Genomic DNA, 11,105 nt, shown 5'->3' with positions numbered 1-11,105 from the left:
GTGTGGGGTTTGGGTTGTGTGTGGGTGGGGGCGACGTATGGCCGGGGGGGGGCCGCCGCCCGGGCGGCCACCCCCGTGCCCGTCACACCCGCGGCGGCCCCGGCGAGCGGGAACCCGCCGGTGCCGGCGCCCGGGGCCGCGCTCTCAGACCGCCTTGGCGTGGCCCTGGCTGATCTCCACCCAGTTCTCCAGGACCCGTTCGGCCGCACCGGAGTCCACGGCGGCGGCGGCCCGCTCGTACCCGGCGCGCACCGCGTCCAGCAGGGGGCCCTCCACACCGTCCACCGCGGCCAGCGCCGCGCCCGCGTTGAGCAGGACCGCGTCGCGCACCGGCCCGGGGCGGCCGGCGACGAGGTCGCGCACGGCCTGGGCGTTGAACCCCACGTCGCCTCCGCGCAGGTCCTCGGCCCTCGACCTGGCGATGCCCAGGTCGGCAGGGTCCAGGGCCTCCCGGCGGGCTTCGCCGTCGCGCACCACCCACACCGTGGAGGTGGTCGTCGTGGTCAGCTCGTCGAGGCCGTCGTCGCCCCGGAACACCAGGGCGGACGCGCCGCGGCGCGCGAACACCCCGGCGATCACCTCGCACATGCGCTCGTCGAACACCCCGATGGCCGAGGCGGTGGGCTGCGCCGGGTTGGTCAGCGGGCCCAGGAAGTTGAACACCGTCGGTACGGCCAGCTCGCGGCGCGGCTTGGCGGCGAAGCGCAGGGACGGGTGGAACAGGGGGGCGAAGCAGAAGGTGATGCCCGCCTCCTCCGCCACCCGCGCGGTCAGCTCCGGCGGCAGGTCCAGGACGACGCCCAGCCGCTCCAGCACGTCGGCGGTGCCGCAGGAGGAGGAGGCGGCCCGGTTGCCGTGCTTGACCACGCGCGCGCCGGCGGCGGAGGCCACGATCGCCGCCATCGTGGAGACGTTCACGGTGTGCGCCCGGTCGCCGCCGGTGCCGACGATGTCCAGGGTCGGGCCGGACACGTTCACGCGCACCGCGTTGTCGAGCATGCCCTGGGCCAGACCGGTCACCTCGGACACGCTCTCGCCCTTGGCGCGCAGCGCGATGGCGAACCCGGCGATCTGGGCGTCGGTCGCCGACCCGGACATGATCTCGTTCATCGCCCAGGCGGTGTCGGTGCTGGTGAGGGAGACACCGCCGAGCAGGGCGGTGATCAGGTTCGCCCAGGTCAGCTCGGTGACGGCCGAGGGTTCGGAGGCGGGTGAGGCGGGGGCGTTCATTCTGGTGACTCCACGGTGAGAAACGGGCGTAGGGACCCGGGGCGGCGGCGCACGGCGGAGAGGTCTCCGGCGCACGCCACCCGACGCCGGGGCGGTGACCCGTCCTTCGCGCCACGCCTCGCGGGCGTCGGCGTGACGACGGGTCGGACCGCCCTCAGGCCCCCCGGAGCGGGGACGGGGCGTGGCCGCGCCATCGCCCGATGTCGGCGCCGTGGTTGAGGGACCCGCCCATCACGAGGCGGCGGCGCATGTCCCTCTCGCCGTTGCCGTCCACCCGGTGTCCGTCTCCCACCCCGCTCATCCGCTGAGGGCTGCGACCCGCCGGCGCATCAGCTCGGCCAGGGACTCGGCGAGTGCGACCGGGTCGATGGGGTGGCTGACGACCTGCTCGGCCTGCGACCAGGTCGCGAGCCAGCCGTCGTCACGCCGTCCCACCAGGAGCAGCACCGGCGGGCAGCGGTAGATCTCGTCCTTGACCTGGCGGCACAGGCCCATTCCGCCGACGGGGGAGGCCTCGCCGTCGAAGACGGCCACGTCGATCGCCGCCGCCGGGTCGGTGTCCTCCAGCTTGCGCAGGACGACGGGCGCGGTGGCGCACTCGACGAACTCCACCCGGGGGACGTCCGCGGCCGGGCGGCGGCCGATGGCCAGCCGGACCTGCTCACGGGTGTCGGCGTTGTCGCTGTAGACCAGCACGCGCATCCTGGCACCCGTGTCCGTACCGCTGACCACCATCGCGCAACCGTCCCATCGCGTCTGTCCGCGGCCGCCGCCGTGGGGGGGTGCGGCCGTGGCGTTCGTTGGCTGTATGCCTATGACTGTATTGCCTCGTGGCCCCGCTGCCCAGAAGACTCCTGGAGTCCGTCCGGCGGCTGAGACCTTCGCCACCACAGGATGCCAGTACCTTGAGGGGGTTCGTTCACCCGCCCCGGGCGCGGCGTTGTCCAACAGTGATCGTTTCGATACCTGGGCGTTGGCTCGGATGGGTTGGTTGGCCCGGAAGAGGGGTACGAATCGCCTCAGCCGCCCAGGATCGCGCTTTTTCGCCCTCTTCGGCGCGTCGGATGCGGACTCCAGGTGCCCGAGCCGCTACAGTAACGCCCGAGTCACGGTCAGAGGGTCGTGGTGGCGGTCCGAGAGGGTCCATACCGGGACCGAACCGCCTCCTTACGGGGGGTCGAGTACGGACGTCCGCGAGATGCCGTAATAATGCTCCCGTGGCGACAGCAACCGCGAACCCAAAAACAGCACCGACACCAGCACATGGTGCGGCAAAGCGTCCTGACCTGGTGAGCGTTGGCACCATCGTGTGGTTGGCCAATGAGCTCATGTTCTTCGCTGCGCTGTTCGCGATGTACTTCACCATCCGATCGGTGACCAATGGAAACCCCGACCTGGGGGCATGGCCGGCGACCCACCTGAACGTTCCGTGGGCGTCGACCATCACCGTGGTCCTCGTGGCTTCGAGCTTCACCGCGCAGGCCGGCGTCTGGGCCGCAGAGCGCGGCGACGTCAAGAAGCTGCGCATGTGGTTCTTCCTGACGTTCTTCATGGGTCTGTTCTTCATCCTGGGACAGGCCTATGAGTACTACGAGCTCATCGCCCACGAGGGCCTGACTCTGCAGACGAACGCCTACGGGTCGATGTTCTACCTGACCACGGGCTTCCACGGACTCCACGTCATCGGTGGGCTGGTCGCGTTCCTCATCATGCTGGGACGCACGTACGCCGCGAAGCGCTTCACCCACCAGCAGGCAACCAGCGCGATCGTCGTGTCCTACTACTGGCACTTCGTCGACGTCGTCTGGGTCGCTTTGTTCTTCACCATCTACTTCATCCAGTAACCCGAAACGGGGAAACCGTGAAATGGATTACCGCGCGGCGACGGCATCCCCTTGCGGGGTATGTCGTCGTCATCCTCGCGCTAGCCCTGTTCGGGGTGGGGTATGCCGCGTTGGCACCCACCGCGGACCAGGCCCAGGCGCAGACCCTCGCCGCTGACGTCCCGTCACCGGATGACGTGGACATCGCCGAGGGCAAGACCATCTTCGACCAGACGTGTGCGAGCTGCCACAACTACGACGGGAGCGGCAGCTACGACGCGGAAGGGAACGTGACCAACGGACCCGACCTCCGCGACGTCGGTCCTGCGGCACTCGACTTCCAGGTCAGCACGGGACGCATGCCGTCCATGGACCCGAGCACCCAGATGCCCCGCAAGCCCATGGTCATGTCCGACCAGGACCTGGCCAACCTGATCGCGTACTACGACGCGGAGATCAGGGAAGACGGGAGCGGCGCCGAGATCCCCTACGACGTCCCGGACTCCGAGCCCAACCGCGCGGACTTCGAGGACGAGGCAGCGTTCGAGGCCGCCGTCGAGGAGTGGGAGTCCGAGTACGACTCCTACATCGAGGGCGCCGAGGACACCGACATGGGCATGAAGCTCTACCTGACCAACTGTGCGCACTGCCACAGCTGGTCCGGTGCCGGCGGTGCCCTCACCGACGGCCGCTGGGCCCCCGAGATCCACGACGCGTCCCCGCGCGAGATCTACGAGGCCATGGTCAGCGGTCCCGGCGCCATGCCGATGTTCAGTGACGGCGCCATCACTCCCGAGGAGAAGCACGAGCTCATCTCCTACGTGAAGACCCTCCAGGCTGAGCCGAACGCCGGTGGCGTCTTCGACCTCGACCGCATCGGTCAGGTCGCCGAGGGCTTCATCGGTTGGGTCGTCGGCCTGGCCCTGATCGTCGCCTGCGCGATCTGGATCACCGCGAAGCAGCGTGCACATGACTGAGAACGACAACAACGACAACAACGAGGCCGGGGCCCACACGCCTGAGCGCGTGGTCGGTACCCCGAAGGCCGCCGCGGAGGAGCAGGTGGTGTCCGAGGCCCCCGCGGAGGCCCCCGGGGACCACGAGGGCCCCTACCGGGCGTCGGAGACCCACGCGCACTCGGAGGAGGTCCAGCGCCGCGGCGAGAAGGTCGCGTCCGTCTGGTTCGTCATCGCCTTCCTGGGCGGTATCGGCTTCCTGGTCTCCTACTTCCTGTTCCCGCCCAACGCGGCGGGCGAGCCGGCGATCGCCGACCCGCAGATCGGCCAGTACTCGAACATGCTGCTCGGTGGCACGCTCACCGTCGCCATGTTCGGTATCGGCGCGGGGATGACGGTCTGGGCGCGCAAGGTGATGCCCCACTACGAGGTGCACTCGCCCTACGACGAACTGCCGTCGAACGAGCGGGAGAAGGGCTCCTTCAGCGACTTCTTCATGAGGAGCGCCGACGAGAGCGGCTTCACCAAGCGTCCGCTGATGCGGCGCACGCTCATCCTCGCGATGGTGCCCCTGGGCCTGGCCCCGATCGTGCTGCTGCGCGACACCGGCCCGCTGCCCGGGGACAAGCTGAAGCACACCCCGTGGGAACCCGGGATGCGCATGTTCGTCGAGGGCACCCACCGCGAGATCCGCGCGGAGGACCTGGAGAACGACCCGTACGGGATGATCTCCGCCCTGCCCGCGATCGACGACGGGCACCACCCGCACGGCATGAGCCTCACCGACCAGGCGAAGTCCGTGATCCTGTTGATCAAGATCCCGGAGGACGACTGGAAGGAGGGCATGACCGCGGAGATCGAGGGCACCGATGAGACGCGTCTGAACTGGACGCACAACGGGATCATCGCGTACTCCAAGATCTGCACCCACGTGGGCTGCCCCGCCGCCCTGTACGAGCGCACGACGCACCGCATCCTGTGCCCGTGCCACCAGTCAACGTTCGACGCTGCGGACGCCGCCAAGGTCGTCTTCGGACCGGCGCACCGCGCTCTGCCGCAGCTTCCCATCAGCGTCGATGACGAGGGCTACCTCGTCGCGACCGGCGACTTCACGGAGCCGACCGGTCCGACGTTCTGGGATTATGCGAAGGACTAGTCGATGAGTAAGACCACGCAAGCACCCAAGGCGCTGCGCGGCGTCGGAAACTTCATCGACGACCGCTTCCACCTGGCGAAGACCGGGGAGAAGAACCTTCGCAAGGTCTTCCCTAACCACTGGTCCTTCATGCTGGGCGAGATCGCGCTGTACTCGTTCATCATCCTGCTCGTCACCGGCGTCTTCCTCACGCTCTGGTTCAAGCCGAGCATGCTGGAGATCGTCTACGACGGCTCCTACGAGCGCCTCCAGGGCGTTCCCATGTCGGAGGCCTACGCCTCCACGCTGTTCATCGACTTCGATGTGCGTGGCGGCTTCCTCGTCCGGCAGATCCACCACTGGGCCGCCCTGATCTTCCTGGCGGCGATCGTGGTGCACATGCTCCGGGTGTTCTTCACCGGGGCGTTCCGCAAGCCGCGTGAGATCAACTGGCTGATCGGTATCGCGATCTTCGCGCTGTCGATCATCGAGGGCCTCTTCGGCTACTCCCTGCCGGACGACCTGCCCTCGGGCATGGGCGTGCGGATCCTCCAGGGTGTGATCCTCGCGCTGCCGCTGGTGGGCACGTACGTCTCGATGTTCCTCTTCGGCGGGGAGTTCCCCGGCGAGGACATCATCACGCGGCTGTACATGCTGCACGTGCTGGCGATTCCCGCGATTCTGCTGGCTCTGATCGTGGCGCACTTCATGATCCTGTGGCACCAGAAGCACACGCAGTACCCGGGTATCGGGCGTTCGGAGAAGACCGTCGTGGGAACACCCATGTTCCCCGCGTTCGCGGTCAAGGCCGGGGGGTTCTTCTTCTTCACGTTCGCCGTGATCGCCGGTCTGAGCGCGTTCGTGCAGATCAACCCGATCCACCTGTTCGGGCCCTTCACCCCGACGTCCATCACCTCCGGGCTCCAGCCCGACTGGTACATGGGCTTCCTGGAGGGGTCGCTGCGCATCTTCCCGAACACCTTCGACTTCAACATCTTCGGTTACGCGGTGCCGACCGCGGTGCTCGTCCCGGGGCTCGGAGTCATGGGCATGCTCTTCGTCCTGCCGGGCGCGTGGCCGTTCGTGGAGCAGTGGATCACCGGTGACAAGGGCGTCCACAACGTGGCCGACCGCCCGCGCAACGCGCCGGTCCGCACCGGTCTGGGCGTCGCGGGCATCACCGCCTACGGTGTGCTCTGGCTCGCGGGGTCCAACGACATCCTGTCGGAGACCTTCTCGGTCGACCTGTACCTGACCACGTACATCTTCCGTGCACTGGTCTTCATCGGTCCGGTCGTGGCGTTCATCGTCACCAAGCGGATCTGCCTGGGCCTCCAGCGCAGGGACCGCGACACCCTGGAGCACGGCTACGAGAGCGGCGTCATCCAGCAGCTCCCCAGCGGTGAGTTCATCGAGGTCCACAAGCGCAACTCCGAGGAGACCACCGAGGTGTTGGAGAGCAAGCCGCTCATCACCTCGACGGCTCTCGCGGACGACGCGGACGTCGACGACAAGGGCGTGGAGAACCCCAAGGCCCGCAAGGGCATGGGCAAGCTCCGCCGCGCCCTGGCGCACTGGTACACCAAGGACAACGTGTCCATCGACGGTGTCGAGGCGCACAGCGGACACCACCTCCACCACTCCGCACCGGAGGGTGAGAAGGAGTCCGCCCACTAGGATCGCCTTCTGATCGACGGACCCGGCCGCACTGTGCGGCCGGGTCCGTCGCGTTCGGCCCTCCCGTGCGGAAGGGCCGGCTCCCGCGGGCGGGGGGCGCCGCGTCCACGCCCGGTGCGGCGCCCCCAGCGCGCCCCTGAGCCCTCGGGAGAGCCCCGGCCGCCTCCCCTCGGCGAACCCGGTCGGGGCGCGTGCCACGGTGACAGCGGAGGCCGCAGCCCGACCGCGGCGGCCACCGCCGGGGCGCGGGTACGAGGGGCGCACGCGAAGAGGGGGCCGGCCGCCCCGTCGGCGACCGGCCCCCTCCGGGGGGATCAGGCTTCGTAGATGCCGTCGATCTCCTTGCTCCAATGCTTGCTGACCACGTGGCGCTTGACCTTCAGGGAGGCGGTCATCTGGCCGCTCTCCTCGGTGAAGTCACTGGGCAGGATCTTGAACTTCTTGATGCCCTCGGCCTTGGACACCGCGTTGTTGGCGCTGTCCACGGCCTCCTGCACGGCGGCGTTGAGCTCGGGGTCCAGGACCAGGTCCGCGATCTCACCGGTCTTGTTGTTCGCTTCCTTCCACTGCGCGAACGAGTCCGGGTCGATCGTGATCAGCGCGGCGATGAACTTGCGGTTGTCGCCGACCACCATGCACTGGCTGACCAGCGCGTGGGCGCGGATGCGGTCCTCCAGGACGGCCGGGGCGACGTTCTTGCCGCCCGCCGTCACGATGATCTCCTTCTTGCGGCCGGTGACGCTCAGGAAGCCGTCCTCGTCCAGGGAGCCGAGGTCGCCGGTGCGGTAGAAGCCGTCCTCGGTGAAGGCCTCCTTGGTGGCCTTCTCGTTCTGCCAGTAGCCGGGCATGATGTGATCGCCCTTGAGGAGGATCTCGCCGTCCTCGGCGATCTTCACGGTGGTGCCCGGCAGGGGCTGGCCCACGGTGCCGATCTTGTTGAACTCGGGGCTGTTCACCGTGGTCGGGGCGGTCGTCTCGGTCAGCCCGTAGCCCTCGATGATGGTGAAGCCGATGCCTCTGAAGAAGTGGCCGAGGCGGGCGCCCAGCGCCGATCCTCCGGAGACCGCGTAGTCGGCGTTGCCGCCCAGCGCGGCGAGCAGCTTGCCGTAGACCAGCTTGCTGAACAGCTTGTGCTTGAGCTTGAGGCCGAGGGGGATCTGCCCGGTGCCGAGTGCCTTGCTGTAGGCGATGGCGGTCTCGGCGGCGGCGTTGAAGATCTTGCCCTTGCCCTCGGCCGTCGCCTTCTGCTCGGCCTTGGTGTAGACCTTCTCGAACACGCGGGGGACCGCGAGGAGGAAGGTCGGGCGGAACACCGAGAACTGCTCGATCAGCTCCGGCCCGGTGGACGGGAAGTGGCCGAGGGTCGCCTTGCCCTCGACGACCATCACCTGCACGAAGCGGGCGAAGACGTGGGCCAGGGGGAGGAAGAGGAGGGTGGAGGGGTTCTCCTTGCCGCGCAGGACCTGTTTGGCCGGGCCCTCAAGGGCGTTGTGGGCGATGAAGAGGAAGTTGCGGTGGGTGAGCTCGCAGCCCTTCGGGCGGCCGGTGGTGCCCGAGGTGTAGATGAGGGTAGCGATGTCGTCGACCTTGACGGCGGTGCGACGCTTCTCCAGTGTGCCGTCGGCGACCTCGGTGCCGCTGGAGCGGAGCTCGGCGAACTCGGAGCCGTCGAAGCGCCAGACCGGCCCGAGCGCGGACGCCTTGGCGCGGATCGACTCGACGCGCTCGGCGTGGGCGTCGGTCTCCACGAAGGCGGCCTTGGCGGCCGAGTCGGAGAGGATCCACTCGATCTGCTCGGCGGAGGAGGTCTCGTAGATCGGGACGGTCACCCCGCCGACGGACCAGATCGCGTAGTCGACGACGGTCCACTCGTAGCGGGTGCGCGACATCAGGGCGACCCGGTCTCCGTGCTCGACGCCCGCGGCGATCAGGGCCTTGGCGTACGCGGCGATGTCGCCGTGCAGCTCCGCGACGGTGACGTCGCGCCACTGGCCGGCCTCCTGCCGACGGGCGGCGACGGCAGCCGGCTGGCTGGTCGCGCGCGCGTAGAGCGTGTCGGTCAGCCGCGCGTCGTCGGAGATCTCAGCCTTCGCGGGAGAGCTGTATTCGCGCACGTGGTGCTCCTGGACGTGTACAGGTTCTGGATATGTGGGGACGTGACGACCGTAACAACAGAAGGCTACTCATGAGTAGAACGCGTTGCCGTTCGGTATCCAACGGTGATCCGGAGCCGACGCGTGGCAGGGAGTGAACGCGCTGTTCAGCGTGGTGTCCCCCTGCTGTCGCGTGCCGGGTCCGGGCCCCCGAGGAGTCGTGTGTACGCGGGCGCGTCCGGCCCGGCGGCGTGACGCCCCCGGGGAGATTCGGAAGTGCGCAGGTCAGGGGTGATTCCGCTGGCCTCTCGTACGCACGCGAGACTATACGCCTGCCATGGTCTTTGTGCACATCACGTTAACTCTGTGTCATATGGGTCATATGTGGTTGTTTGTGCCGTTTGGCGCTGTTGTCGTTTCTCCCTGCGACAACGCGGGGAGCACCCCCGCTCATCCCTGGTTGATCCCTGAGCCTGCCCTGAGAAGCCTGCCGTGTGCCCCCGGGGCCGGTTAACGTGAAGCCGGAACGTGGCGCGAGGAGAGGAAGCGGACATGGCGGACAACACCGGTCGCAACAGCGGTTCGGGTGCGGAGAGGGGGGACACGCCGGACCTCATCGACGACGCGCTGAGACTGGTCGACACCCTCCAGCGCAGGCTGTTGGTGGCGGGGGTGAAGCGCGGGGTCGGCGCCGTCACGTCCGCGCCCCCGGCCAAGGGCGACGTGTGGGAGGAGGCGATCCGGTTGGAGGGCAAGGAGGAGCGGCCCCCGCTGGAGGAGGTCCTCGACATCGTGCGCAGGTCCGCCCCCGAGGTCGCCGGCCATCTGGGGCGCGCCGGTCTGGCCGCCTTCGACGCATTGGGCCGTACCTGGGGCGTGGTCGAGCGCTCCCTGGAGCAGGGCCGCGACGACTCCACCGGGGGCCGGGAGGCCGGGCAGGGGGCCGGCCCCTCCGCGGACCGGCCCCAGGGGGCCGCAGAGGGCACGGACAAGCAGGTCGCGGCGGGTGATCAGGGATAGCCGGGTGGGTTTCGCTCCCGGGGTGTCCGGGGTCGCCCCCAGCCTGGTTTAATCGAATGGTTTACACCATTTGAAAACCCTCTGCCATGAACCTTGAGACTTATGTCAGAGTTCGGGCGTAAGTACGAAGGAGCTGCCCCCATGCTGACCATCGGCGTAGACATCGGTGGGACCAAGGTCGCCGCCGGGGTCGTCGACCACGACGGGCAGATCCTCGACAAGGTCAAGTACCCCACCCCCGCCAACGACCCCCAGGGCCTGGCCGACGTCGTCGCCAAGGCCGTGGCGGAGCTGTGCGCCAGGCAGGAGGCCGGGTCCGTCCAGGCCATCGGCGTCGGGGTGGCCGGGTTCGTCGACGAGGACCGCGCGACCGTCCAGGTCGCCGTCAACCTGGGTCTGCGCGACGAACCGCTCAAGGAGCGCGTCCAGGAGCGGGTGGGCATGCCGGTGGTGATCGAGAACGACGCCAACGCCGCGGCCTGGGCGGAGGCCCGGTTCGGCGCCGGGCGCGGCAGCGACCACATCGTCTGCGTCACCCTGGGCACCGGTATCGGGGGAGGTCTGGTCCTGGGCGGCGCCCTGCACCGGGGCCGCTTCGGTGTGGCGGCCGAGGTCGGCCACTACCGGATGGTCCCGCACGGGCGCCGCTGCGCCTGCGGCAACCACGGATGCTGGGAGCAGTACGCCAGCGGCCGTGCCCTGGTCGCGGAGGGTCAGGACCGCGCGCGCACCGACCCCCAGGCGGCCGAGCGCATGCTCAAACTGGCCGACGGCGTCATCGGTCAGGTGGAGGGGCACGTCATCACCCAGGCGGCGCTGGAGGGTGACCAGGCCGCGCTGGAGTGCTTCGGGATCGTCGGCGAGTGGACCGGGCTCGGTTTGGCCGACCTGGCCGCCATCCTCGACCCGGAGTGCTTCGTCCTGGGCGGCGGGGTCTCCGACGCGGGGTCGATCCTGCTGGACCCCGTCCGCGCCTCCTTCGCCCGACACGTGTCGGGCCGCCCCGGCCGCCGCCTCGCCGAGGTGCGCCTGGCCGAGTTGGGCGGGGAGGCAGGAATCGTCGGCGCCGGGGACCTCGCCCGCCACTGACACACCGGGCACCTCGCGGACCCGCCCGCGGCACCTTCCGGGGCACACGTGCGAGGGCGGGCCCCGGTGGTGTCACCCGGGC

General features: G+C 69.1%; 10 protein-coding genes. 6 read left to right on the top strand and 4 right to left on the bottom strand.

All coding sequences use genetic code 11. From position 1 onward, the window contains the following. Window positions 1-144: 144 nt before the first annotated feature. The 3 genes from trpD to ACFWTE_RS28490 form a co-directional block, all read right to left on the bottom strand. A complete protein-coding gene (trpD, locus tag ACFWTE_RS28500; protein WP_378783008.1) occupies window positions 145-1,230 on the bottom strand; it encodes an anthranilate phosphoribosyltransferase in 1,086 nt (361 codons plus the stop codon). 154 nt (window positions 1,231-1,384) lie between these two features. Continuing rightward, entirely contained in the window at window positions 1,385-1,531 is a 147-nt protein-coding gene (locus ACFWTE_RS28495; protein ID WP_378783007.1) for a hypothetical protein, read from the bottom strand. Beyond that, window positions 1,528-1,965 (bottom strand): hypothetical protein, encoded by a 438-nt coding sequence (locus ACFWTE_RS28490; protein WP_378783006.1) that lies wholly within the window; start codon window positions 1,963-1,965, stop codon window positions 1,528-1,530. Before ACFWTE_RS28490 ends, ACFWTE_RS28495 begins: the two co-directional genes overlap by 4 nt. Before the next feature lie 554 nt (window positions 1,966-2,519). Between ACFWTE_RS28490 and ACFWTE_RS28485 the strand changes: the two genes are divergently transcribed. The 4 genes from ACFWTE_RS28485 to ACFWTE_RS28470 all read left to right on the top strand — a co-directional run bounded on the left by ACFWTE_RS28485 (window position 2,520) and on the right by ACFWTE_RS28470 (window position 6,821). Further along, window positions 2,520-3,074 carry a heme-copper oxidase subunit III gene (locus tag ACFWTE_RS28485; protein WP_378783005.1) on the top strand — a complete coding sequence of 185 codons (555 nt, stop codon included), beginning with the start codon at window positions 2,520-2,522 and terminating at the stop codon, window positions 3,072-3,074. 95 nt (window positions 3,075-3,169) lie between these two features. Further along, window positions 3,170-4,030: a cytochrome c gene (locus tag ACFWTE_RS28480; protein ID WP_378783009.1), complete on the top strand. Its 861-nt coding sequence runs from the start codon at window positions 3,170-3,172 to the stop codon at window positions 4,028-4,030. Beyond that, complete coding sequence (locus tag ACFWTE_RS28475) at window positions 4,023-5,165, top strand: Rieske 2Fe-2S domain-containing protein (RefSeq protein WP_378783004.1); 1,143 nt, start codon at window positions 4,023-4,025, stop codon at window positions 5,163-5,165. Before ACFWTE_RS28480 ends, ACFWTE_RS28475 begins: the two co-directional genes overlap by 8 nt. A gap of 3 nt (window positions 5,166-5,168) precedes the next feature. Beyond that, window positions 5,169-6,821, top strand: a complete 1,653-nt coding sequence (locus ACFWTE_RS28470) for a cytochrome bc complex cytochrome b subunit (RefSeq protein WP_378783003.1) — start codon at window positions 5,169-5,171, stop codon at window positions 6,819-6,821. Between the two features lie 314 nt (window positions 6,822-7,135). Here the strand turns inward: ACFWTE_RS28470 and ACFWTE_RS28465 are convergent, their stop codons facing one another. Continuing rightward, on the bottom strand, window positions 7,136-8,935 hold the full coding sequence (locus tag ACFWTE_RS28465) for an AMP-dependent synthetase/ligase (protein WP_378783002.1): 1,800 nt from the start codon (window positions 8,933-8,935) through the stop codon (window positions 7,136-7,138). Window positions 8,936-9,466: 531 nt separating this feature from the next. Between ACFWTE_RS28465 and ACFWTE_RS28460 the strand changes: the two genes are divergently transcribed. Together ACFWTE_RS28460 and ACFWTE_RS28455 are read left to right on the top strand one after the other, a co-directional pair. Next, entirely contained in the window at window positions 9,467-9,934 is a 468-nt protein-coding gene (locus ACFWTE_RS28460) for a hypothetical protein (RefSeq protein ID WP_378783001.1), read from the top strand. A gap of 141 nt (window positions 9,935-10,075) precedes the next feature. Continuing rightward, the gene (locus ACFWTE_RS28455) at window positions 10,076-11,023 is read left to right on the top strand and encodes an ROK family glucokinase (protein WP_378783000.1); all 948 of its coding nucleotides are present in this window, start codon (window positions 10,076-10,078) and stop codon (window positions 11,021-11,023) included. Window positions 11,024-11,105 lie beyond the last annotated feature (82 nt).

It is taken from the genome of Nocardiopsis sp. NPDC058631 (genome assembly GCF_042716955.1).
Taxonomy (GTDB): domain Bacteria; phylum Actinomycetota; class Actinomycetes; order Streptosporangiales; family Streptosporangiaceae; genus Nocardiopsis.
This window is presented reverse-complemented; position numbering and strand designations above follow the sequence as displayed.